Origin of the sequence: Marinimicrobium alkaliphilum, assembly GCF_003259155.1 — a bacterium.
In the GTDB taxonomy this organism is placed as follows: Bacteria; Pseudomonadota; Gammaproteobacteria; order Pseudomonadales; family Cellvibrionaceae; genus Marinimicrobium_A; species Marinimicrobium_A alkaliphilum.
In genome coordinates, this window is the sequence record NZ_QGMQ01000004.1 from 315,284 (window position 1) to 340,118 (window position 24,835).

General features: G+C 59.6%; 21 protein-coding genes. 3 read left to right on the top strand and 18 right to left on the bottom strand.

Annotation, left to right across the window (positions count from 1 at the left end):
• Nucleotides 1-45: 45 nt before the first annotated feature.
• Nucleotides 46-819, top strand: coding sequence for a TrmH family RNA methyltransferase (locus DKW72_RS08740; protein WP_111641966.1), 774 nt, complete (start codon nucleotides 46-48; stop codon nucleotides 817-819).
• Here the strand turns inward: DKW72_RS08740 and DKW72_RS08745 are convergent.
• From DKW72_RS08745 to leuC, 18 genes are all read right to left on the bottom strand, one after another.
• Nucleotides 791-2,806 carry a transglutaminase TgpA family protein gene (locus tag DKW72_RS08745; RefSeq protein ID WP_198411284.1) on the bottom strand — a complete coding sequence of 672 codons (2,016 nt, stop codon included), beginning with the start codon at nucleotides 2,804-2,806 and terminating at the stop codon, nucleotides 791-793. The two genes, DKW72_RS08740 and DKW72_RS08745, sit on opposite strands and share 29 nt — an antisense overlap.
• Nucleotides 2,799-3,779, bottom strand: coding sequence for a DUF58 domain-containing protein (locus DKW72_RS08750; protein ID WP_111641968.1), 981 nt, complete (start codon nucleotides 3,777-3,779; stop codon nucleotides 2,799-2,801). Before DKW72_RS08750 ends, DKW72_RS08745 begins: the two co-directional genes overlap by 8 nt.
• A complete protein-coding gene (locus DKW72_RS08755) occupies nucleotides 3,767-4,699 on the bottom strand; it encodes an AAA family ATPase (protein ID WP_111641969.1) in 933 nt (310 codons plus the stop codon). The genes DKW72_RS08750 and DKW72_RS08755 overlap by 13 nt, the downstream gene beginning before the upstream one ends.
• A 35-nt stretch (nucleotides 4,700-4,734) precedes the next feature.
• Nucleotides 4,735-5,928, bottom strand: a complete 1,194-nt coding sequence (locus DKW72_RS08760) for an O-succinylhomoserine sulfhydrylase (RefSeq protein ID WP_111641970.1) — start codon at nucleotides 5,926-5,928, stop codon at nucleotides 4,735-4,737.
• 12 nt (nucleotides 5,929-5,940) lie between these two features.
• The gene (gene purF, locus DKW72_RS08765; protein WP_111641971.1) at nucleotides 5,941-7,476 is read right to left on the bottom strand and encodes an amidophosphoribosyltransferase; all 1,536 of its coding nucleotides are present in this window, start codon (nucleotides 7,474-7,476) and stop codon (nucleotides 5,941-5,943) included.
• Between the two features lie 49 nt (nucleotides 7,477-7,525).
• Nucleotides 7,526-8,023, bottom strand: coding sequence for a CvpA family protein (locus tag DKW72_RS08770; RefSeq protein WP_111641972.1), 498 nt, complete (start codon nucleotides 8,021-8,023; stop codon nucleotides 7,526-7,528).
• A gap of 89 nt (nucleotides 8,024-8,112) precedes the next feature.
• The gene (locus DKW72_RS08775) at nucleotides 8,113-8,700 is read right to left on the bottom strand and encodes an SPOR domain-containing protein (RefSeq protein WP_111641973.1); all 588 of its coding nucleotides are present in this window, start codon (nucleotides 8,698-8,700) and stop codon (nucleotides 8,113-8,115) included.
• Nucleotides 8,697-9,989: a bifunctional tetrahydrofolate synthase/dihydrofolate synthase gene (folC, locus tag DKW72_RS08780; protein ID WP_111641974.1), complete on the bottom strand. Its 1,293-nt coding sequence runs from the start codon at nucleotides 9,987-9,989 to the stop codon at nucleotides 8,697-8,699. The genes DKW72_RS08775 and folC overlap by 4 nt, the downstream gene beginning before the upstream one ends.
• Nucleotides 9,990-9,998: 9 nt before the next feature.
• Nucleotides 9,999-10,865, bottom strand: coding sequence for an acetyl-CoA carboxylase, carboxyltransferase subunit beta (gene accD / locus DKW72_RS08785; protein ID WP_111641975.1), 867 nt, complete (start codon nucleotides 10,863-10,865; stop codon nucleotides 9,999-10,001).
• Nucleotides 10,866-10,939: 74 nt separating this feature from the next.
• A complete protein-coding gene (trpA, locus tag DKW72_RS08790) occupies nucleotides 10,940-11,749 on the bottom strand; it encodes a tryptophan synthase subunit alpha (RefSeq protein ID WP_111641976.1) in 810 nt (269 codons plus the stop codon).
• 17 nt (nucleotides 11,750-11,766) lie between these two features.
• Nucleotides 11,767-13,011: a tryptophan synthase subunit beta gene (gene trpB / locus DKW72_RS08795; RefSeq protein ID WP_111641977.1), complete on the bottom strand. Its 1,245-nt coding sequence runs from the start codon at nucleotides 13,009-13,011 to the stop codon at nucleotides 11,767-11,769.
• A gap of 16 nt (nucleotides 13,012-13,027) precedes the next feature.
• On the bottom strand, nucleotides 13,028-13,642 hold the full coding sequence (locus tag DKW72_RS08800) for a phosphoribosylanthranilate isomerase (protein ID WP_111642074.1): 615 nt from the start codon (nucleotides 13,640-13,642) through the stop codon (nucleotides 13,028-13,030).
• A gap of 65 nt (nucleotides 13,643-13,707) precedes the next feature.
• Nucleotides 13,708-14,583 (bottom strand): tRNA pseudouridine(38-40) synthase TruA, encoded by an 876-nt coding sequence (truA, locus tag DKW72_RS08805; protein ID WP_111641978.1) that lies wholly within the window; start codon nucleotides 14,581-14,583, stop codon nucleotides 13,708-13,710.
• Between the two features lie 113 nt (nucleotides 14,584-14,696).
• Nucleotides 14,697-17,660 carry a FimV/HubP family polar landmark protein gene (locus tag DKW72_RS08810; protein WP_111641979.1) on the bottom strand — a complete coding sequence of 988 codons (2,964 nt, stop codon included), beginning with the start codon at nucleotides 17,658-17,660 and terminating at the stop codon, nucleotides 14,697-14,699.
• Between the two features lie 317 nt (nucleotides 17,661-17,977).
• The gene (asd, locus tag DKW72_RS08815) at nucleotides 17,978-19,087 is read right to left on the bottom strand and encodes an aspartate-semialdehyde dehydrogenase (protein WP_111641980.1); all 1,110 of its coding nucleotides are present in this window, start codon (nucleotides 19,085-19,087) and stop codon (nucleotides 17,978-17,980) included.
• A 250-nt stretch (nucleotides 19,088-19,337) separates the two neighbouring features.
• A complete protein-coding gene (gene leuB, locus DKW72_RS08820) occupies nucleotides 19,338-20,414 on the bottom strand; it encodes a 3-isopropylmalate dehydrogenase (protein WP_111641981.1) in 1,077 nt (358 codons plus the stop codon).
• A 155-nt stretch (nucleotides 20,415-20,569) separates the two neighbouring features.
• The gene (gene leuD, locus DKW72_RS08825) at nucleotides 20,570-21,220 is read right to left on the bottom strand and encodes a 3-isopropylmalate dehydratase small subunit (protein ID WP_111641982.1); all 651 of its coding nucleotides are present in this window, start codon (nucleotides 21,218-21,220) and stop codon (nucleotides 20,570-20,572) included.
• Between the two features lie 13 nt (nucleotides 21,221-21,233).
• On the bottom strand, nucleotides 21,234-22,667 hold the full coding sequence (gene leuC / locus DKW72_RS08830; RefSeq protein WP_111642075.1) for a 3-isopropylmalate dehydratase large subunit: 1,434 nt from the start codon (nucleotides 22,665-22,667) through the stop codon (nucleotides 21,234-21,236).
• 451 nt (nucleotides 22,668-23,118) lie between these two features.
• On the opposite strand from leuC, the gene DKW72_RS08835 reads away from it, so the two are divergent.
• Entirely contained in the window at nucleotides 23,119-23,979 is an 861-nt protein-coding gene (locus DKW72_RS08835; protein WP_111641983.1) for a LysR family transcriptional regulator, read from the top strand.
• A gap of 97 nt (nucleotides 23,980-24,076) precedes the next feature.
• Entirely contained in the window at nucleotides 24,077-24,820 is a 744-nt protein-coding gene (locus DKW72_RS08840) for a TIGR04219 family outer membrane beta-barrel protein (RefSeq protein WP_111641984.1), read from the top strand.
• The last annotated feature ends 15 nt before the right edge of the window (nucleotides 24,821-24,835 follow it).

Sequence of the window (24,835 nt, forward strand, 5' to 3'; positions counted from 1 at the left end):
CAACCGGGGAGCCCCTGCTCCCCGCCCTACCCGGTTTATGCATTAATGAGTCACCATCCTGAAGGCGATAGCCAGGCCTATCGTGAGAAAAAGCGTTTTTACGATTCCCTGCTCACCGTCTACGGTCGCAAGCCGGTATTGGAGGCACTGAGCGACCCCAATACCCGCTGCCACCGCCTGCACCTCGCGGACAGCAACAAGTCAGCCGGTATCCTCGAGGACATCATCCGAGCGGCCAAAGCCAAGGGGGCGGAAATTTGCTACCACGGGCGTGCCGAGCTCTCGCGCATTTCCAAAAATGTGCGTCAGGATCAGGGGGTCGCCGCCGACTTGGTTCTTCCGGGTTATCAACACTTCGAGGAGTTTCTGGCCCGGCCGCCGGCACGCTACACCCTGCTTGCGCTCGATGGCATCAGCAATCCGCAGAACCTTGGCATGATCATTCGCTCAGCCTGCGCGGGCAATATCGACGGCATACTCGTGCCCCGCAAGGGCAGTGCCCAGATCGACCCACTGGTCATCAAAGCCAGTGCCGGCACCCTGTTCCGTGCCCCGATACTGCGCTGCGAACAACTCGCTCCTGCGCTCGCACAAGCCCGTGAGCAAGGCGCCGATGCCTGTGCCCTCTCCTCCCACGCCAAGTACACCCTGAAGGATTACCAGCCCTCAGAGGCCTGTATTTATGTGCTGGGGAATGAAACTGAAGGCGTGTCCAAGGACGTATTGGCGCAGTGCAATCAGCGGGTGCGTATCCCAATGAACAACGGCGTTGAATCGCTCAACGTGGCAGTTACAGCGGCGCTGATCGCATTTCGGTGACCCTGAAAGCCCGACTCAAACGGATCAGGTCGGTCAGCGCCCGGCGGTTGCCCCCGTAATTAACGCGTTCATAGAGTTCGGCAATCTGAATAAGCTGACGCGCAGCATCGGGAGCGCGCTCGGCCCAGACGCCAGCCAGTCGGTGACTGTAAGTGCGCGGCCCCTCTCCCGGGCGCGGCGGATAGCCAGCTTTGCTCAGGCGCCGTTGAAGCTGTAACCAATAGCGGTCCGCCGGTTGTGCATAGCGCGGCCGACGCTGCCACCAGGCCCGGAGGACAATCAGGCCGGTAACCAGAATCAGAGTGACCGTCAGGCTTACCGCGACCCGCCAGGGGTCCGTGCCCCTGAGCCAGCGCAGCAGAAAACTCTCCCGCGCCTCAGCGTCGTAACCCAGCACCCGCCGGTGCCATTGGTAGTTGATCAGATCCCAGCGCAAACGCAGATTCACCGCCCAGGCAACGCCGTCGAGTGGACCGGTGATGCGGGCACTTTCTGTGGCATCCAGGGAGGACAACAACCCCATTTCAATACGTTCTGGCGCAACCGCGGCGGTGGGATCGACTCGCACCCAGCCCCGCTCAGGCAGCCAGATTTCGGCCCAGGCGTGCGCCTCCTGCTGGCGCACACGCAGGTAATTCTCAAGCGGATTCAACTCACCGCCCTGATAACCCAGCACCACCCGGGCGGGCACGCCGGCGGCGCGCATAAAGAACACAAAGGCACTGGCAAAGTGTTCACAAAAGCCGGCCTGACTCTGCCACAAGAACTCATCGACACTGTCGTCTCCAAGGGGCGGCGGTTCGAGGGTGTAGCGAAACTCATCGGCAATCCAGCGATTGAAACGCTCCACCAGCTGCCACCCATCATCGCCCTCCTCCCGCCACTGCTGCGCCAATGCCCGAGTGCGAGGGTTGCCCTGAGCAGGCAGCTGAAGCTCCTGCTGACGCAGCCACTGAGGCAGGGGTTCAGGGTCATAGCGGTAGTCCAGGGCCGAGGTGACCCGATAGCGCAAGCGCTGGGTGACGGGCTGGCGTCGCTGCAGGCGAAACTCCCGGCCGATGCCAATGTCATCGCTCCACTGGGTAGGCGCTGACAAGACATAGAGCCAGTGGCGCCGGTTGGGCTCGAGCATGATCTCGTAGCTGACTTCCCGTCCGAGGCCTTCGAGCTGTGCGCGCCAGTCGGCATCACCCTCCCAATCCACCAGGGAGTGCAACTGCTGGCGGCTGCTCTGGGTCCAGCGGCGGCCATCGAATTCGGAGAACACCAGCGCCCGCCAGTAAAGGTCGCGGGTTGGGGGCGGCTCGCCTTCAAAGGTTACCCGAAAGGCGAGCTCGCGCGACTGACTCAATTGGGTGATATCACCGGGCGCCATTTCGTCGCTGAGACCGGTGCGTGCCACCGACTCGTTGGTGGGCACACTCCAGAGCGACCCCACCCGGGGCAGCAGCAAAAACAGCACGACCATCACCGGCAGCGCCTGAAGCATCAGCGAGCCACCCAACATCAGGCTGCGCCTGGGGCGATAACCACTCAGGGACTGATGCAAGGCGACCAGACTGGTGGTCACCAGCGCAATGGATATCAGGCCATAGGCACTGGCCAACAAATCGGTTTTGAAGAGAAACTGGCTGGCACTGGCGAGGTAGCCCAAAAAGCAGAGCACCACGAAGTCACGTCGATTTTTGACTTCCAACAGCTTCAGCACAAAGCCCACAAGTAACAGGCTGACCATGGTCTCGGTGCCAAAACTCCAGCCTGCGCCCAACATCAGCCCCCCGGCACAGATCACCACCAGAACCGCGCGCACCCAAAACCCGGCAAAGGCCCAGGCGCCGCGGTAGACCTGCCAGCGCCACAGTGCCGCCAGCAGCCAGACGCCCCAAAGCCAGACCGGCATATGCAGACTGTGCGGCGCCAACACCACCGCTTGGGCAATCAGCGCCCAGGTCAGGGCCTGACGGGGTATCTGCACCTGTTCACGCACTGTTCTGGTCCTCAGGCAAACCCCAAAGCGCCAGTGTCCGCAGACACGCATCCCGGTGCTCCGGTCCGCGCCCCAGAGGCTGCTGGCGTCCGGGCAAACGCAGCCCGTACTCATCCGGGCCCTGGGCCAGGGTCAACACCCAGTAGCATAGTTGGGCCAAGCGGCGCTCAGGATCGCGCTCGGGCACCGCATCCCAGTCGAGCCAGATCTGTCGGCTCTGGTACCCGGCAAAATCCTTCAGGTGCAGGCCCGCGCCGCGAGCAAAGTGCTTCCATGCCACCCGGGTAAGCGCGGCACCGGCCTGATAGCGCACAAAGCCCTGGAATTCTTCACGGTTTTCCGCACTCAGGGTTTCGCCCTCATGGCGCGCATCTAGCGCTGCTACCGGCGGCTCGACGGATGGCTCCGGTGCCGGATAGATCAACGCCCGGGTATCGAGCTGAACCCAGGACCAGGCTTCGAGTAAACCCAGCGGGAAGCGACTGCTGACCCGCAGCCGCCCGGGCCGCAACCAGCCCCGGCGCCGACTGCGTACGGAAAGGCTCAAGTGCCGCTCCGAACAATCGATCAGATCAGCTTCCACCACCAGGGCCGGGTCCCAGCTCAGATGAATATTGTCATGCCGGCTGCCACCCGCACTTTGCAGCAGCACTTCAAACTCCGCGTGTTCACCCGCAAAAGCCGCATGAGATTGCGTCACTGTGAGAGTGAGTCCAGAGAGGTTGCGAAAACCGTGAAGGGTCGAGACGAGCAGTAACGCCAGCAGTAAAAACGCACTGGCGAGCACGAGATTGTTTTCGTAGTTGGTACCCATCAACCAGAGCAGTATCACCAACAGCAAAAAACCGCCGCCAGTGGCCGTGGGCAGAATGTAAATGGTTTTGTGCCTGAGAGTAACCCGCTCAGCCAGCGGCGCCCGACGGTCGGCCCAGTCCATAATCCGGTCGCGCAGTCGGGCTCTCAGGTGGCGCACGGGCTCACCACATCCACGGCATTGAGCAGTTGGGTCACCAGGGCGTGTTCGCCGCTGTCGCCCCAATTGGCCGAGGGTGTAATCCGATGCGTGACCACGGCGGGCACCAGCGCCTGAATATCTTCCGGAATCACAAAGCTGCGGCCGTGAATATAAGCCCAGGTCTTTGCTGCACGCAACAACGCGAGCGCACCCCGGGGGGAGAGTCCGATGCTGAAGTCGCTGTCGTGACGGGTGTAATGAATCAGCCGTTGAAGGTAATCGATCAGGCTATCCGACGTTTTGATCCTGGCGATGGCCGCTTTGATCTCCGGCAGTTGCTCGGGCTTGAGCAGTGGCCGAATCGCGCTGACCTGGGCGCGCGGGTCGCCGCCGGTAAACAGGCGTTTTTCGGAGGCCGGATCGGGATAGCCCAAGCTGATACGCATCAGAAAGCGGTCGAGTTGCGACTCGGGCAGCGGGAAGGTGCCCATTTGGGACTGAGGGTTTTGCGTGGCAACAACAAAGAAGGGATCGGGCAGTGGCCGGGTTTCCCCCTCAATACTCACCTGCCCCTCTTCCATCGCTTCCAGCAGCGCGCTCTGGGTTTTGGGCGTCGTGCGATTGACTTCATCGGCGAGCAGTAATTGGGTAAAGACAGGCCCCGGGTGAAAACGGAAGCGGCTGGTGTCGGTGTCAAACACCGACACGCCGAGAATATCCGCGGGCAGCATATCACTGGTGAACTGAACCCGCTGATAACTCAATCCCAGCACCTGGGCCAGCGCGTGCGCGAGGGTGGTCTTGCCCATACCGGGCAGGTCCTCAATCAGCAGGTGGCCATCGGAGAGCAGGCAGGTCAGCGCCAACTTGATCTTTTCTTCCTTGCCGTAGAGAACATCGCCGATTTCGGCCACTACCGCCTGAATATTATCGCGCATGAATCGCCGCCTTCTGATGGATTCCCGGGGGTAAATTACAAGCTCGACAGCCCTCGCGTCAGGTCTCGTTGCAAATCGCTGAGCGCCTCAAGACCGACAGCCACCCGAATCAGATTGTCACCGATACCCACCTCGGCACGCTGCTCCGGTGTCAGGCGACCGTGGGTCGTGGTGGCCGGATGGACAATCGTGGTTTTGGCGTCACCGAGATTGGCCGTCAGCGACATCAACCGGGTCGCGTCTATCACCTTCCAGGCTTCGGCCTGCCCACCCTTCACGGAGAACGACAGAACGCCGCCGAAGCCCCGTTGCTGTTTACGCGCGAGCGCGTGCCCCGGATGCTCGGGTAGCCCCGCGTAGTAGACACGCTCAACGCCAGGCTGTACCTGCAACCATTGCGCCAGCGCCAGGGCATTGCTGGAATGGGCATCCATGCGCAGGCGCAAGGTTTCCAGCCCCTTGAGAAAGACCCAGGCATTGAAGGCGCTCAAGGTCGGCCCGGCGCTGCGAATAAAGCCCAAGACCTCGTCGACCAGCGCCTGACGCCCCGCAACCAAGCCGCCCAGGCAGCGACCCTGGCCATCGATATACTTGGTGGCGGAATGAATCACCAGGTCTGCGCCAAAGCGCAGTGGTAATTGGAGCGCCGGTGTACAAAAGCAGTTGTCGACCACAAACAACGCCTCGCGCTGATGGCAAAGATGGGCCATACGCTCAAGGTCAACCACCTCACACAGCGGGTTGGAGGGCGTTTCGACAAACAGCATCCGGGTTTTGGGCGTAAATGCAGCCGCCACCGCCGCCTCATCAAGCGGATCGACAAAGGTGACATCGACGCCAAATTTGGTCATGTACTTGCTCAACAACACCGTCGTGGTGCCGAACACACTGCGCGAACAGATCAGGTGATCGCCCTGTGCCAGGAGCGCCATGCAGGTACTGAGGATGGCCGCCATGCCCGAGGCGGTCGCCACCGCCGACTCGGCGCCTTCGAGCGCCGCCATGCGCTGCTCAAAGGCGCGTACAGTGGGGTTGGTATAGCGTGAGTAGACGTTGCCCGGCTGCTCGCCAGAGAAGCGATCGGCGGCCTCGCGGGCACTACCGAACACATAGCTGGACGTTAGAAACAGGGCCTCGCTGTGCTCGCCCTCGGCCGAGCGCACCTGCCCGGCGCGCACCGCCAGGGTATCCAGTTCTGCGCTTGCCAATGGATCGTCCGGATGGTCCATGATCTTCCTGCCTCAGTGACTTTCGGCCGCATCGTTGTGCAGCCCTATCAGCGTCGCTTCAGGACGCTCGGTTTTGCGCCCGACTTTGGCCTTGGCCACGTCGTTACGCGCGGCCTCCAGTCGGTCGAGATAAATTTGATCGACATCGCCGGTTACATACTTGCCATCAAAAACGGCACAATCGAAATGCGCGATAGTCTCATTGCCCTCTGCCGAGGCCGCCACCAGGTCTTTCAGGTCTTGATAGATCAGCCAGTCGGCACCTATCTCCTGACAAATTTCCTCTTCTGTGCGCCCGTGGGCAATCAACTCTTTCGCTGACGGCATGTCGATACCGTAGACATTCGGATACTTGACCGCCGGCGCCGCTGAAGCAAAATAAACTTTTCGGGCGCCAGCGTCCCGCGCCATCTGAATGATCTGTTGGCAGGTGGTACCGCGCACAATAGAGTCGTCCACCAGCAACACATTCTTACCGCGAAACTCAAGCTCAATGGTATTGAGTTTCTGGCGTACAGATTTTCGGCGCTCTTGCTGCCCGGGCATAATAAACGTACGCCCGATATAGCGGTTTTTCACCAGTCCCTCGCGGAACTTGACATCCAGACCGTTGGCCAGGGCCTGACCTGCCACCCGGCTACTGTCCGGAATGGGAATCACCACGTCGATATCGTGATGAGGCCGCTCGCGCAAAATTTTCTCGGCCAGATTTTCACCCTGACGCAAGCGCGCCTTGTAAACGGACACACCGTCCATAATGGAATCCGGGCGAGCAAAATAGACATGCTCAAAAATACAGGGGCTCAGCTCGGCGTGATCGGCACACCGGCGCTTGTGCAACTGGCCGTCACTGGTGACAAAGATCGCTTCGCCGGGGGCGACATCGGCAATCAATTCGAAACCGAGCACATCGAGGGCGACGCTCTCGGACGCCACCATATACTCGACGCCTTTGTCGGTGTCGCGCTTGCCGTACACCAACGGCCGAATGCCGTGGGGGTCCCGAAATGCTACCAATCCGTAACGGGCTACCAGTGCAACCACGGCGTAACCGCCCACGGCGCGGCGATGAACGCCGGCTACGGCGGCAAAAATATCGTCCTCGGACGGAGTCAACTGACCGCGCAATTGCAGCTCATGGGCAAAGACGTTGAGCAGGACTTCCGAGTCCGAGTCGGTGTTGAGGTGCCGCAAGTCAGTCTTAAACAGATCCTCCGCCAATTGCTCGGCGTTGGTGAGGTTACCGTTATGGGCCAAACCGATACCGTAAGGCGAGTTCACGTAAAAAGGCTGAGCCAGCGCAGGACCGGAACTGCCCGCCGTGGGGTAGCGCACATGGCCGATACCCATGTTGCCCACCAGCCGTTGCATGTGCCGAGTGCGAAACACATCCTTGACCAGCCCAGTGCCTTTCTGCTGCGCCAGTGTGCCGTCCTGACAGGTCATAATTCCCGCCGCATCCTGGCCGCGGTGCTGCAAAATCGTCAACGCATCATAAACCTGCAAGTTGACGTCGCTTTTACCGACGATACCAACCACACCGCACATAAGCACTCACCTTTAATACTGCTACTTGATTTACTGTGGCCGCTCGAGCTTACTCGAACAGCGAGACAAAAAACTGGCCAATATCATACGCCAGGTTGCGCGCCCAATCCTCGAACGCCAAAAAGTGTGGAATCAACGTCGATTCCTGCCACCAACCGTCCTCGTTGACCGGAATCAGCGCGGGCAACAGAATCAGCAGTGCCATCACGACCACCAGACCCCTGGCGGCGCCAAAGACTACACCGAAGAGCCGGTCAGTGCCCGACAGGCCGGTCATGCGCACCAGTTCACCGATCAGGTAATTGACCATGGCCCCCACTACCAGCGTCGCGGCAAACAGCGTCGCGAAGGCCACCATTTCACGCACAGAGGGAGTTTCGATCAGATCGACCAACAGAAGAGACAGGCGCTCGCCAAACAGCATCGCGACAATAAAGGCGACTGCCCAGGTCACCAGAGACAGCGCTTCACGCACAAAACCCCGTTTCAGGCTGATAAGGCTGGATAACAGCAGAATCCCGAGTATTGCCCAGTCCGCCCAATTCATTGGCAGCGCATCTCCCGCGTTTGTTGAGCGCGCATTTTAGCAGAGCGCTTGCCGGCGGGCATAGTCCGGATCGGCATCAATATCCCCATTTACGGTTGAAAGCGCACTACCAGCGATTCCACGGAAAGCAGCTGATCGATCGCCGTTTTGGTCTCGAGCGCCTCAGCACGACTGAGCTTGGGACCAATAAACACGCGGCTAACCTCACCACTGGCGGTATTTGCCGAGCGGACATAGGCGCGGAAACCTTCGCTTTGCAAGCGATCACGCAGGTCCGTTGCCGCTTGGGCACGGGAAAAACTCGCCACCTGAACCACCCAGGCAGTCGGTTCGCCCTGTTCATCAAGGCCAGTGGGACTTGCCTCTGTGTCAGGCTCCGGCTCGGACTCTGGCTCGGATTCCACCGCCTGAGTCCGAGCCTCCGCGAGGGAATCAACCACCGGCTGGTTTTCATCGGCCGAGAGAAACATGGTTTCCGGCTCCGGCGCTGGCTCCGATGGCGTTGACGGCTGCGCACGAGCAAACTCGCGCGCCTCGATGGCGGGCGGCTCGGGAATACGGGTATCAGTATCGACCCGGTAGGGCTGGTTCTCTTTGACAAAACTGGGCAGAAAAATCACCGCCAGGGCAATCAGCACAAAGGCGCCCACAAGGCGCTGCTTAAGCTTCTGAGTCACGCCTGCTCTCCCTCTCCAAGTGCTTCACCCCAGGCCAGGGCGTCAGCAACGGTAAAGAATGAGCCCAATACCAACACTCTATCACCCGGTGCGCTCGCTGCCAAAGCCCGAGCGAGATTATCGGCTACCGACCCCCCGAGGGTCCGCTCGGCGGCACCGGTCAGGGCCGACGCCAGACGTTCAGGCGCGGCGGCACGCGGGTTGCCGGACAACTCGGCGAGATACCAACAGTCAATGAGGCCTGTCAACGGCTCGAGCGTGCCCGGGATATCCTTGTCCGCCATCATTGCGACAACGGCCCGAGTACTTCCGTTCACCGGGTCGCCCGCCAGTTTGCCCGCCAAATAAGCCGTTGCCGCAGGGTTATGAGCCACATCCAGGACAAGGTCAACACGCTCCGCCAACCGCCAGTCCGGTCGGTAGTAGCGCCCTGGCAAGCGCAAAGTGCCCAGCGTTTCGCGCCAGCACTCAATGTCGGGCGCCACACCGAGAAGGACCACGGCCTGAATGGCCGCTGCAATGCTGGCCAAGGGCAACGGAGAGCCACGAAAGGGCCCCAGCACCTGAATGGCTGCACCCGTGGAGGTGTCCGGATACCCACGCCAGTACCAGCTTCCATCAGGCTCCTGCTCGGGGACAGCCACCGGCAGCCATTGCGCCCGCGACTGCGACACCGCAGCGCGCAGCCCTTCGGGCGGATCGGGGTCAACACACACCAACGGACGCCCGGCTCGGGCAATACCGGCCTTTTCGCGCCCTATGGCGTCACGGTCAGCCCCCAACCAGTCCTGGTGATCGAGCGCGATACTGGTCACCACGGCGACGTCAGCATCAATGATGTTCACCGCATCCAGACGCCCGCCCAGCCCCACTTCAAGTACCAGGGCGTCGACGTCGTGCTCACGAAACAGCCACAATGCCGCCAGCGTGCCAAACTCAAAATAGGTCAGACTCAACTCGGCGCGCGCTTCATCCACCGCTGCAAAGGCGCGGCAGATAGCCTCGTCGTCAACGGGCTCGCCGTTGATCCGAATACGTTCGCGATAGTGAAGCAGATGGGGGGAGGTATAGCTGCCGACGGACCAGCCCGCCGCCAGCAGCAAGGCCGTGCTCGCGCTGACACACGAGCCCTTGCCATTGGTGCCAGCGACACTGATGACCCTGGCCCGAGTCGTTGCCAAGGCTAGACGCCTGGCCACCTCGCCGACCCGTTCCAGGCCGAGATCAATCTCCCGGGGGTGGGCCTGCTCGAGCCAGGTCAGCCAGTCAGCTAGCCGGGTATAGCGCATGCGGGCCGATCAGTTGACAAATTTATGGGTAAACTTTGCCAGCAAGCCGGCGACTTTATCGCGCATGTCACGGCGGTGAATGATCATGTCGATCGCACCGTGCTCAAGCAAGAATTCACTGCGCTGGAAGCCTTTGGGCAGCTTCTGACGAATGGTCTGCTCAATAATATTGGGGCCCGCAAAACCGGCACGTGCGCCCGGCTCAGCCGCATTGATATCACCCAGCAGCGCCAGACTGGCAGATACGCCGCCGTAAACCGGGTCAGTCATTACCGAAATGTAAGGTGTGCCCTGCTGCTTGAGGCGCTCAATCACGGCACTGGTTTTAGCCATCTGCATCAGGGAAATCAGTGCTTCTTGCATACGCGCACCGCCGGTAGCGGAAAAGCACACCAGGGGGATATTTTCTTTGAGGGCCACTTGGGCTGCGCGGGTGAAGCGCTCGCCCACCACATAACCCATCGAACCGCCATGGAACGCAAACTCAAAAGCCACAGCCACCACAGGCATACCCTTGAGCTCGCCCTTCATGGCCACCAGCGCATCCTTCTCACCGGTATTTTTCTGGGCGGTACTCAGGCGCTCTTTGTATTTCTTCACATCCTTGAACTTGAGCCGGTCGATTGGCTCAACGTCGGTCGCCAGCTCCTCTCGATTCGCTTCGTCGAGAAACATATTCAAACGCGCCCGCGCACCAATGCGCATGTGATGTTCACACTTGGGACAAACATCCAGGTTGCGCTCAAGCTCCGGGCGATAAAGTACCGCACTGCACTTGACGCATTTTTTCCACAACCCTTCCGGGACTTTGCTGCCACCGCCACGTTTGGCATCAGAACGGACCACATTGGGGACAATCTTTTCCAACCAGCTCATTGATCTATTTCTCTCTGCTTCGGATGGTCGAGGGGGCACCGCGAGTGCCCCAACAAAAAACTCAGTTACTCGTATTATAGGCTATCCAGCCCGGCCCTGATTGACCCGGCAATTTCACCTACGGCAGCGGCTATATCATCGGTCGAAGCCGACCCCATAGAGCCCATTTTATCAACCAGGACGCTACCAATCACAACCCCGTCCGCCAGACGTGCAACCGCCTGCGCCGAGGCCGCGTCCTTGATACCAAAACCGACGCACATCGGCAGCCCGGTCAGCTCGCCAAACTCTTCAAGCTTGGCCTTGACCGCATCGACGTCCAGATGCCCGGCTCCGGTCACACCTTTGAGTGACACATAGTAAAGGAAGCCGCTGGCCAGAGCTGAAATACGGCGGGCGCGCTCGACACTGGTGGTCGGGGCCAGCAGGAAAATATTGTCCAGATTGACCTTGTCCAGAGCAGCCTTGAACTGCACCACTTCTTCCGGCGGCAAATCCACGGTAAGGAGACCGTCTACCCCGGCCTCGGCTGCAGCATCGGCGACCTGTTGATAGCCCATACGTTCAAGCGGGTTGGCGTAACCCATCAATACCACCGGGGTCTCGCTGTTTTGCTGACGAAAGGCTTTGACCAGCTCAAAGGTGCCGCGCAAGCTGATATTGTGGCTCAGCGCCCGCTCATGCCCACGCTGAATCACAGGGCCCTCGGCCATCGGATCGGAAAACGGAACCCCCACCTCGATAATATCCACACCCTGAGCAACCAGGGCATGCATTGCTGGCAGGGTCGCCTCCGGGTAGGGATCGCCATTAACAATGTACGCAACCAGGGCCTTACGCCCCTGCTGTTTGGCTTCCGCCATACAACGGCTAATTCGACTCATTGAGCTCACTTCCTTCATTATGAGATGTTGACGCCGTCAACGGTGATACCGTCGAGTGCGGCTACCGTCAGAATGTCCTTGTCACCACGGCCGGAAAGATTGACCACAATGTGCTGATCCGGGCGCATGGTCGCCGCCAGTTTTTCAGCGTAGGCCAAGGCGTGGCTGGTTTCCAGCGCCGGCATGATGCCCTCGGTGCGGGTCAGCTTACGAAACGCGGTCAGCGCCTCATCATCGTTGATGGCGACGTAATTGACTCGACCGATATCCTTCAACCAGGCATGCTCGGGCCCGACACCCGGATAGTCCAGACCGGCTGATACCGAATGGGTCTCGATAATCTGACCGTTTTCGTCTTCCATCAGATAAGTGCGATTGCCGTGCAACACGCCCGGCACACCGTCGTTGAGTGGCGCGGCATGGCGCCCGGTGGCAACACCTTCACCGCCGGCCTCCACACCGTACATTTCAACGCCATCATCGCCCAAAAAGGGGTGAAACAGCCCAATCGCATTGGAACCACCACCGACACAGGCCACCAGCGCATCCGGCAAGCGGCCAGTCTGCTCCAGACTCTGAGCCCGGGCTTCACGTCCGATCACCGATTGAAAATCACGTACCAACTGCGGATAGGGGTGTGGCCCAGCGACGGTACCAATGATGTAAAAAGTGTCATCGACGTTGGTCGACCAGTCGCGCATGGCCTCGTTAAGGGCATCTTTCAGGGTCTTGGAGCCTGAGGTCACCGGCACCACTTCGGCCCCCAGCAACTTCATGCGATAGACGTTGAGCGCCTGGCGCTTGACGTCTTCAGCGCCCATGTAAACCACGCATTCCAGTCCCAGGCGCGCGGCCACAGTCGCACTGGCAACCCCGTGCTGACCGGCTCCGGTCTCAGCAATCACCCGGCGTTTGCCGGTGAATTTTGCCAGCAAAGCCTGGCCGATGGTGTTGTTGACCTTGTGCGCACCGGTGTGGTTAAGGTCTTCGCGCTTGAGATAAATCTGCGCACCGCCGACCTCCCGACTCCAACGTTCGGCGTGGTACAGCGGCGAGGGCCGACCGACATAGTAGGCCAGGTCCTTGTCAAACTGGGCCTGAAAATCCGGATCATCCTTGAGCTTCGTGTAAATCGCTTCCAGCTCTTCCAGGGCGTGAATCAGCGTTTCTGACACGAACCGGCCACCAAACTCTCCGAAATAGCCTTCGGCATTGGGAAACTGGCTGTAATCAACTGCGGAGTACTGCTTGGACTTAGTCACGTATTCTTCACCTGCATCAGTTAATTTGCTTTGCTTGCGCAATAAAGGCGTAGACCTTGTCGGGATCCTTGCGACCAGGCGCGGACTCAACACCACCACTGACGTCCACGGCGCGTGCATGGGTCTGCGCAACCGCTTGGGCAACGTTCCCCGGTGTCAGGCCGCCCGCCAGGACCAGGGGCCGCTCGGCTTCGCGAGGGAAACGCTGCCAGTCGAAGCTCTCTCCGGTGCCGCCGGGCACGCCCGGGCGGTAAGCATCGAGAAGAATGCCGCTGGCACCAGCATAGCGCGCCACCTCTGCGCCGACATCGAGCCCGGGGCGCATGCGCAGCGCTTTCAGATAGGGTCGCTGCCAGCGGGCACAGGCCTCCGGGGTTTCATCACCGTGGAACTGCAACAAATTCAATGGCACCCGTGCCAGAACCTGCTCGATAAAGTCGGCCTCGGCATTGACGAACAACCCGACGGTAGTCACCAGCGGCCCCACCGCAAGCGCAATCGAGCGCGCCTGTTCGAGATCCACACGCCGCGGACTGGACGCATAAAACACCAGACCGATGGCGTCAGCGCCAGCATTCACGGCGGTTCGCGCATCGGCAACAGAGGTGATGCCGCAGATTTTTACCCGCACCGGATTCAAAGCCTTGCTCCCACAAATAAAGCGCGGATACTACCAGAAATTCGGCAAAATTGCTGCTATTCCAGCAGCCCACCCACGGGATCTGACAAAAACAAGGGCCCCGGCACAAGCCCCGGCAAGGCCCAGTGGCGCGCGTAGTCAACCGCGACCAAATAGAGCCCGAAGGGTCGGGCGGTGATGCCACCCGACGTGCGATCGCGCGCGGCCAACACCTCGGCAGCCCAGGACTCGGGCGCATGCCCTGCCCCGACGCTCATCAACACCCCGACAATATTGCGCACCATATGGTGCAAAAAGGCATTGGCCTTTATTTCTAGTACGATCAGTTCGCCTCGACGGACGATATGCAGGTGCTCGATGCGTCGAACCGGGCTTTTCGCCTGGCATTGGCTGGCCCGAAAGGAGGTAAAGTCGTGCTCACCCACGAGCGCCTCAGCGGCGCGGCGCATTTTATCAACGGCGAGTGTGTGACGGCTCCAGGTGACCTGGTCGTGCAACAGGGCGCAGTAACTGGGGCGGTCAGAGATCAGATAGCGATAGGTACGCGAACGGGCGCTGAACCGGGCATGAAACCCGGGCGGCACCTCTTGCGCCCAGCGCACGCTGATACCGTGCGGCAGGTGCGCACGGGTGCCCTGAATCCAGGCTTTCATGGGACGTTGCGCCAGAGTATCAAAATGGACAATCTGCCCGGTGGCATGCACGGCGGCATCGGTGCGGCCGGCGCACACCAGGGTAATGGGCTCGGCGGCAACCGCTGAGAGCGCCTGTTCAAGGCTCTGCTGAACCGTAACAACGCCCGAGCGCTGGGTTTGGAAACCGTGAAAAGCGCCGCCATTATACTCTACGGCGAGCGCCACCCGGCGCATCCCCTCAGGCCAGGGCGTGTCGGGAAAGATTTCGCCGTTGCGTCGGTACTCGGATCGAATCATTGTTTTTAACTGCTAGTAACTTTAACGTTTGGAAGAGACTCGCTTTACAGGGACTCAGAAACAACAAAGCCCTGCACCACAGGCGCAAGGCTTTGCCGGACACTCGAGTCGAGTTAGCTATCGACGCGCGCGATCAGCGCCTCCGCCTCTTTACGTTGTTCCTCGCTACCCTCTTCGATCACCTCGTTGAGGATGTCCCGGGCACCGTCGCTATCCCCCATATCGATATAGGCGCGAGCCAGATCGAGTTTGGTTGACGCTTCGTCTGTGTCGGCCAAGAAATCCAGCTCGGCATCCATTTCATCGTCCGACAGGTCCTCTTCCGGCGGGCGAGCCACGGGCTCTGCTTCTTCGGACACTTGCTCGGGTGCCTGTTCGGACTCAGCCTCTGCGGGCGTTTCCTGCTCGGGCCCGGCTTCCGGCTGGGCGTCGAGTTCCAGGTCCGCATCCAGTTCCGACATCTCGTCATCCAGCGCGGACAAATCGACATCGCCCATATCCATATCGAGGTCGAACTCGTCTTCCTGCCCCGCTTCCTGGGCAGGCGCCTGAGCCGTCTTCTCAGTGGAGCTCGTATCAACGTCGTCCAGGCTGACATCGAAGGCATCCTCATCGACATCTGCCTGGGCGGTTGCGTCTGAGGGCGTGCCGGAGGTATCCGTACTGTCGAAGTCAAAAGTGAAATCGTCGTCACTGACATCACCCGGGGACTCGAACTCAAGATCGGCGGCCTCGTCATCACCCTCCAAGCTCAAAGCAGAGTCATCTTTGGACTCGGGTTTGCCAGCATCACCACCGAGAGCTTCGTCGTCCAGAGAGAGATCACTGTCGAGGTCGAAGCTGAATTCATCATCGGACGCACTAGCCGGTGCAACCGCCGTAGAGGCACTCGCGTCTTCGGACTCAACAGCACCACTGTCAAAATCATCAGACAGATCAAAGTCCAGACTCTCGATCTCTCCTGCATCTTCCGTGGCAGCGTCGGTCTCGGACTCGTCAAATGACAGGTCGTAGGCCTGCTCGGGACCATCAAGCGCGTCAGGATCATCAATCAGCGGTTTCTCTGCTTCAAAACCCGGCTCTTCATCCAGGCCAAACGCCGGCTCGTCATCGTCAAAATCACCCAAGTCAAAAACCAGGTCATCGTCACCGTCACTCGACGCAGGGGTGTCTGTGGCGCCGGCAGCAGCAACCAGGCCCGGCAACTGGGCTCTGAGCGCATTGGCATCCGCAATTCGCGCCTGATCGCCCGTCGCGGTGAGCTGCGAATAATAAGTCTCGAAGGCTTCCGTGTTCTCGTCAGCGGCGTAGACCTCCAGCAGTTTTGAAAGGATGGCAGCGGACCCGGGCTCTCGAGACAGCCCTTTGAGCAACAACTCTTCCGCCTGATCCAGCTTGCCGTAGGCAATATAGATCTCGGCCTCACTGACAACGTCGCCAGTCTCGGCATCAATGTCACTGTCGTCCTGATTCGTCTCCTGTCCCGCGCCGTCATAGGTCTCGTCTAAGGACTCTCCGTCACCGGCCTGCTCATCAAAACTGAATAGATCTTCGTCGTTGTCGTCTTCCGCGCGATAGTCATCCCCGATCAGATCTTCATCGACGACCTCGTCGTCACGATCATCGGCTCCAGCCTTGCGACGGTGCACGATATACCAAGCGGCTACCAACAGCGCCAGTAACAACCCCACAAGCGGGAGCAGGAAATCTTGCAATCGATCGAATAGCGAGGGCCGCGCTGGCGCACCAACCACACGAGAAGGGTCACGAGCAGGGGCTTCGGCGGCGGCTGCAGCAGCTTCAGCTTCGGCCTGGGCACGAGCCGCTTCCGCTTCTTCCTCCGCGGCCTGCTCAGCGCGCTCCTGAGCGCGCGCTTCAGCATCTGCTATATCCGCTGGCGCTGCCTGCTCGGCTTCAACGTCCTCTGAGACAACCGCGTCTTCAACGCTGGCACGCTCTTCGGCGGCCAACTGCAGGGCCCGCAGCTGCTCATTGCTGGCCTGGATCAGGCGCTCCATGGTGTCGATCTGCTCTTCAAGCTCACGCACCCGAGAGGTCAGTTCAGTGTTTTCCCGGCGAGACTTATCAAGCTCTTCCTGGGTGGCGGACAACTCACCGGCGAGCTGTTCGCTGCGGGCGTCCGCACCGTCTGCTCGACCTGTCTGTGCACCCTCGGCACTACCCGGGGTAGCCAGACGCAGTTGACCTGACGGCTCCGACGCCTCGCGCTGCGGCGCGGCGCGGCGCTGACCGGCATCCAGCTGGGCTCCGGTGGTACGCTCGGACCAGGCACGATTCTGCGCAGCCACTTGGGAAACGGCCTGTTGATTATTGAGCGAGCGAATCTCATCAGCATCGGGCACACGCAGGACCTGACCGCGGCGCAGCAGGTTGATGTTACCGTCGATAAAAGCCTCGGGGTTGGCGCGCTGCAAGGCAAGCATGGTTTGCTGGACCGAGACGCTGCGATCGGGCCGAACCCGCAAAGCAATTTCCCAGAGGGTATCGTTGGCCTGAATGGGCCCGTAAACATCGCCGCGCGCTCGCGCCGGGGTCGCCTCTCGCTGGGGCTGCTCGCGACGCGGTTCGGTCCGCGGTTGTGTCGCGGGGGCCTGGCGCGGCTGTGTCGGTGCCTGACGTGCGGCCTCTACCGGCTGTGCGGGCTGATCGTCATCAAAGGTAGGCAGATCAAACAGAAGGGTGTATTCACGCAACAGGCGGCCGCTGGGCCAGCGGGCTTCTACCAGAAAATTCAAAAAGGGTTCGCGCACCCGGCGCTGACTGCTCAAGCGGACAACGGGACCACCTGGAGCATCCAGGTCGACGGTGAACTCTACCTCACGGTGAAACGCCTCGACCGGAATTCCGGCGCGCCGAAAGTCATCCCCCGGCGCCATGCGCACGACGATGTCGCTGGCGTGACGTTCACGCACATTGAGGAGCCTGATCTCAGCCTCAAGCGGCTGGTTCAGGGCTGACTCCAGGGTAATTTCCCCCAAACCCATAGCGCTGACCTGTTGCGCGACAGCAACGAAGGCAAACACACTCAGCGTAATCAGCTTGCGAAGCAGATGCATAGATTGATCCTTTATTATCTCCCTGGCGCCCTGTGCCTGATAATACTACCGCCATTTCCGGCGGCTCCCAAGGGCACGATAGAAGCGTTTTAAGGGATGCACTTAGCCCCCAAGAGCTCGAATGCATCTTCACTAATGTTCGTAAGTATTCATTATAAATAGGCTTTTATCAATACTTATAACCCATACAAGTCAATGCACCTGGCATCTTTTTTCTCATTTCTTGGACTGTGCCACAAAAAAAATGCAAAAACCCCCGATCGAGACACTCGGTCGGGGGTTTTAAAAAGCGGAAAATGTGATTTTCCGCGCCTAAATCAGGCTTCTTTCAGAATACGCAAGACGCGGCGCAGAGGCTCCGCAGCGCCCCACAGCAACTGATCACCCACTGTGAACGCGGACAGGTACTGAGGCCCCATGTTCATTTTACGCAAACGACCCACCGGCACTTCAAGCGTGCCAGTCACCGCTGTCGGCGTCAGACCGCGCAGAGACGCATCACGCTCGTTCGGAATCACTTTTGCCCACTGATTGGCCTCGGCGATGATCGACTCGATTTCATCCAGAGGCGCGTCCTTGGTCAGCTTGATGGTCAGCGCCTGGCTGTGGCAACGCATGGCACCCACGCGCACACACAGACCGTCGATCGGGATCGGGTTATCGCTGCGACCCAGAATCTTGTTGGTCTCGACATGCCCCTTCCATTCTTCTTTACTCTGCTTGTTGTCCAGCTGCTTGTCGATAAACGGCAACAGACTGCCCGCCAGCGGGTGGTCAAACTGGTCGGTCGGAAAACCGCTGCTACGCATGGTTTCGGCAACTTTACGGTCAATATCAAGAATCGCCGACGAGGGATTGTCCAGCTCGGGCTTGACCGCATCGCGCAGTGCGCCCATCTGGCTCAACAATTCGCGCATATTCTGGGCACCGGCACCACTGGCGGCCTGGTACGTCATCGAAGTGACCCACTCCACCAGGCCCTCGCGGAACAGCCCGCCCAGGCCCATCAGCATCAGGCTTACAGTGCAATTACCGCCAACGTAGTTTTTAACGCCGCTACTGATACTTTCTTCAATCACATCCAGGTTCACCGGATCCAACACCAGCGCCGCATCATCGGCCATACGCAGGGTCGAGGCGGCGTCAATCCAGTAGCCTTTCCAGCCCCCTTCGCGCAGCTTGCCAAACACCTCATTGGTGTAGTCGCCACCCTGACAGGTCACAATTGCATCGAGCGCCTTGAGCGCGTCGAGATCAAAGGCATCTTTCAGCGGCGGAACGCCACTCTTCACTGCTGGCGCTTGACCGCCGGCATTCGAGGTAGAGAAAAACACCGGATCGATATCGGCAAAGTCGTTCTCCGCCTGCATCCGCTCCATCAGCACCGAGCCGACCATACCGCGCCAACCTACAAAACCTACTTTCATACCTTCTCTCCTCTACTCAAGTTGAAACTCTTTTACTTCCAAACCTCGGATTTCGAGGGTTGAGGGCGGGCATCCCTTTCCGGGACACGCCGTAAACCCATCCCTGGGGGCTCGACTGCCGCCGTCCAGGCGGCAGACGGTCCCGGAAAGGGATACCCGCCCTCAACCATCAGCTTCGGCGGTTAACCGTCTGGCGCGATGTAGGTTGCTGTCAGCCCGTCGCAACCGGTCGAAACGCGCCAGTCGGTCACTAGCCCAAAGCCGCCAGCACCGCATCCCCCATCTCGGAGGTCGACACCCGCCGGGTACCCTCTGTATGGATATCCGCCGTGCGATACCCCTGATCCAGCACCTTGCCGACCGCCGCCTCAATCGCCTCCGCCGCCTCCGGCATGCCCAGAGAGTAGCGCAACATCATGGCGCCCGACAGGATCGTCGCCAGCGGGTTGGCAATACCCTGCCCGGCAATATCCGGGGCCGAGCCGTGGCAGGGCTCATACATCCCCCGCCCGTCTTTATCCAGAGACGCCGAGGGCAACATACCGATGGAGCCCGTCAACATCGCTGCCGCGTCAGACAGAATATCACCAAACATGTTGCCGGTGACAATCACATCAAACTGCTTGGGCGCGCGCACCAGTTGCATGGCGGCGTTGTCGACGTACATATGGCTGAGCTCGACATCCGGATACTCCGGCGCCAAACGATCCATGACTTCGCGCCAGAGCATGGTCGCCTCCAGGACGTTGGCCTTGTCCACCGAGCAGAGCTTGCCATTGCGTTTGCGCGCCATCTCGAAGGCACTGCGGCCAATGCGCTCGATCTCGCTTTCACTGTACTTATAGGTGTTGTACCCCTCGCGTTCGCCATTGTCCAGCGTGCGAATACCCCGGGGTTCACCGAAATAAATGCCGCCTGCCAGCTCGCGCACAATCAGAATATCCAGACCGGACACCACTTCCGGCTTCAGGGAGGAAGCCTCCACCAGCTGGGGGTAGAGTAACGCCGGACGCAAGTTGGCATAGAGCACCAACTCCGAGCGCATTTTCAGCAAGCCCTTTTCCGGACGGATGGCGCGATCGAGCTTGTCCCATTTGGGGCCGCCCACGGCGCCAAGCAGAATAGCGTCTGCATTGCGCGCGCGCGCCAGGGTCTCGTCGGCGAGAGGTACGCCGTGCTTGTCAATGGCGCAGCCGCCCATGAGATCTTCTTCGAAGGTCAACCCCAGGTTGTGAGTGTCATTGACTCTGGTCAGTACTTTTTGGGCCTCGGCGACAATTTCAGGTCCGATGCCGTCGCCGGGGAGTACCAGGATGTGTTTGGTCACGGTGTTTTTCCTATTTTCAAAAATGTTTTGTTAGGGTTTGGTGCTTCAGGTGTCGGATTACGCTGCGCTAATCCGACCTACTGGATACCTCGTGCCATTGTCCGTGTAGGTCGGATTAGCCGAAGGCGTAACCCGACAACCCGCACCATCTGTCATCAACCGCGCACGGCGTCAAACAACCAGGGGGCCTTTTTGCGCCGACGCGTCTCGTACGCCTTGATGGCGTCCGCGTGCTCCAGAGTCAAACCGATATCGTCCAGACCATTAAGCAGACAGTGCTTGCGGAACTCGTCAATATCAAACGCGAACACATCGCCACCGGGCGTGGTCACGGTCTGCGCTTCAAGATCAATGGCCAACGCATAGCCTTCGTGGGCATACATTTCCTGAAACAGCTGTTCGACAACCTCTTCCGACAAGGTAATCGGCAGGATCCCGTTCTTAAAACAGTTGTTATAGAAAATCTCCGCAAAACTCGGCGCAATCACACTGCGAAAACCGAAGTCTTCCAGGGCCCAGGGGGCATGCTCACGGCTAGAACCGCAACCAAAGTTTTTGCGTGTCAACAAAACGCTGGCACCCTTGTAGCGCGCAAAATTAAGCGGAAATTCCGGGTTCAACGGTCGCCCGGTGCACTCCTGATCGGGCTGCCCCTCATCCAGATAGCGCAGCTCATCAAACAGGTTTTTACCGAAGCCGGTCCGCTTGATGGACTTCAAAAACTGTTTCGGAATAATCATGTCGGTATCGACGTTGGCCCGATCCATGGGCGCCGCGATACCGGTGTGTTGGGTAAATGCTTTCATGGTTTAATTCTCCTCATGCCGCTGTAGCGGTCAATTCCCGCACATCGACAAAATGACCGGCGATAGCCGCGGCCGCCGCCATCGCGGGGCTCACCAGGTGGGTGCGCCCGCCGTAGCCCTGACGCCCTTCAAAGTTGCGGTTCGAGGTGGACGCACAGTGCTCCCCTGCCCCCAACTTGTCCGCATTCATGGCCAGGCACATGGAGCAGCCCGGCTCGCGCCATTCGAAACCGGCCTCCAGCAAAATCAGGTGCAAACCTTCTTTTTCCGCTTGCGCTTTCACCTGACCGGAACCCGGCACCACCATGGCCTGTTTGATACTGCTGGCCACCTTGCGCCCCTTGGCCACCGCAGCCGCTGCACGAATATCCTCAATGCGCGAATTGGTGCAGGAACCGATAAACACCCGATCCAGGTTGATCGCGGTCATCGGCTGTCCGGCCTTGAGCCCCATATAGTCGAGCGCGCGCTTCATACCCTCGCGTTTGACCGGGTCACTCTCCTGGTCCGGATCAGGCACGCTCGCATGAACCGGAACCACCATCTCCGGCGAGGTCCCCCAACTGACCTGGGGCAGAATATCGTCGGCGTGCAACTCGATCACCTTGTCAAAGTCCGCACCTTCGTCGCTGACCAGATCCCGCCAGGCTTCAACGGCCTTATCCCAGTCTTCGCCTTTAGGCGCATACGGACGGCCTTTGACGTAGTCGATCGTGGTCTGATCCACCGCCACCATACCCGCGCGCGCACCGGCTTCGATCGCCATATTGCAGACAGTCATGCGCCCTTCCATGCTCATATCCCGAAAGACCTGACCGCCAAACTCGATGGCGTAGCCGGTGCCGCCGGCCGTACCGATTTTGCCGATAATCGCCAAAATCACATCCTTGGAGGTCACGCCCTCGCCGAGGACACCCTCCACCTTGACGAGCATGTTTTTCATTTTCTTGGCCACCAGACACTGGGTCGCCATCACATGCTCGACTTCACTGGTGCCAATGCCGTGCGCAAGTGCACCCAAGGCGCCGTTGGTGGCGGTATGCGAGTCACCGCAGACGATCGTCATACCGGGCAGCGACGCGCCGCTCTCGGGACCGATCACATGCACAATGCCCTGGCGGTGATCGTTGATTTTGTATTCAACGATGCCAAACTCATCGCAGTTGTCGTCGAGGGTCTGCACCTGAATCAGAGACACCGGGTCCTGAATGCCCTGCACCCCACTGGCCCGCTCAAGCGCCGATGTCGGCACATTGTGGTCGGGCGTCGCCAGAATAGAATCCACCCGCCAGGGCTTACGTCCGGCCAGACGCAGACCTTCAAACGCCTGGGGCGAGGTCACTTCGTGGATGATGTGGCGATCGATATAGATCAACGCCGAGCCATCGTCGCGCTGCTGCACGAGATGCGCATCCCACAATTTGTCATAAAGCGTACGAGCAGACATTTTCTGTTCCTCATTGTCGTTAGACACGCCGTTGGAAGAGGCGAGCCCGTTGATACCCATGGGTATGAGCGGCCGCAAAGACCGGGCAGGACACGCCGTAAACCCATCCTTGGGGGCTCGACGCGCGAGTCCCGCGCGCGACGGTCCTGCCCACCCTTTCCGGCCGCTCCTGCCAACGTTGGGTGCCTCACTGTCGGATTACGGCTTCGCCTAATCCGACCTACGGGAAACTCTGTGCGAAGACAGTGTCGGGTAGCGGGGTTGGGGACTGTAGGAGGCATGGATGCCGACTTCAAGCGTACAAGGACCGTATTCACAGCGTGTCCCCAACCCCGCTACCTGACACGGTCGCCACAAGCTATGACGCTATTGTAAGCGGGAGCACCCAATAACTCAAATTCATATTTTTCATCTATTGCATTCCAAAAAGGAATACGGAATACTCAACCCCATGGATACTCAACAGCTTCAAGCCTTCATCGCCGTCGCTGAAAACCACTCGTTTTCCGGCGCTGCCGAGCAACTGCACCTCACCCAACCGGCGGTGAGCAAACGCATTGCCAGCCTGGAACAGCAGCTGGGCACCCCAGTGTTCGACCGCTTCGGGCGCACCACGGCACTGACCCAGGCGGGCCTCGCACTGCTCCCCAAAGCGCGCCAGATCCTTCAGGACATGACCGATGCGCAACAGATCATCGCTGACCTCCAGGGGGACATCAAAGGCACCTTGAGTCTCGCCACTAGCCACCATATCGGCCTGCATCGATTGCCTCCGGTACTGCGCCAGTTCACGCGAGACTACCCTGACGTCCGCCTCGACTTGCACTTTCTGGACTCCGAGCAAGCGTACGACGAGGTACTTCAGGGTCACTTTGAACTGGCGGTCATCACCCTGTCGCCGCAACTGGATACCCGGGTTGATACCCAGGTGGTGTGGCAGGACCGACTCCGGTTTGTGGCGGCACCAGAGCACCCGCTGGCATCAAAATCATCGTTAACCCTGAGTGACCTGAGCCAGTGGCCCGCTCTCTTGCCCGACCAGGACACTTACACCACCCGCCTGATCCGCCAGGAGTTTGATCTGCAGCAGCTGAGCCTGGATGTGGGCATGGTGAGCAATCATCTGGACACACTGAAAATGATGATCTCGCTGGAATTGGGCTGGGGTGTACTCCCCGACACCATGATCGACGCGCAGGTCAGAGTTTTGCCGGTCTCCAAACCCATCGTCACTCGGCAGTTGGGCTGTATCCGTCATCGCCAACGCAGCCCCAGCAACGCTGCGCGTGCCTTTACCCGCCTGCTGGCGTAGCAAAGTGTTGTCTGAGTCACTTAATCACACGCTGGTTTCTGCTAAGATACGGGCATAAAGGCTTATCCACCCACGTTAAAAGAAGAGTGAGCACAACATGACGATGAAAAAACTGGCTCTCGCCACCAGCCTCCTTGCGACCGCCCCTTTGGCCTCGGCCGATTTCCTGGCGCTGTACGGCGGCGCGGGCATCTGGCAAACCGAATTCAGCGGTGACCTGGGCACCTCCGATACCAGCATCGAAGGCCTCGGCTACGACGACACCAACAACGGCTATTTTTACGTTGGCGTGGAACACTTTCTGCCGTTGATCCCCAACGCCCGCATTCAACGCACCAACATTAACGACACCAGCACGGCCGTCTTGACCAGCAATTTCACCCTGAACAACGAGACTTTTCAAGCCGGTACCGAGGTCGCAACCGAGCTTGATCTGAGCCATACCGACGTTGTGATTTACTACGAATTGCTGGACAACATCGTCGAACTGGATTTGGGTGTTGCACTGCGTAAGTTTGGTGGTTACGCCAGCGCCGCTTCCGTTGATGTCAATCAGGACGAGCGTGTAGACATCGACGCCTGGATTCCTCTGGCCTACGCCGGCGCGCAAGTGAACCTGCCCATGAGCGGCTTCTACGCCGGTTTAGACCTGTATATGATTAGCGCGGGCGACAACAAAATCAGTGACTACGCCGCGAAGGTAGGTTACACCTTTGATTTTGTTGCCGTAGACTTTGGATTGGAACTGGGCTATCGCGACTTGACAGTAGAGTACGACGAAGATACCCAGGCTGACGCCAGCTTCAAAGGCGCCTACTTGGGCGCGACCATCCGCTTCTAAGCCTGCCTGACCGTC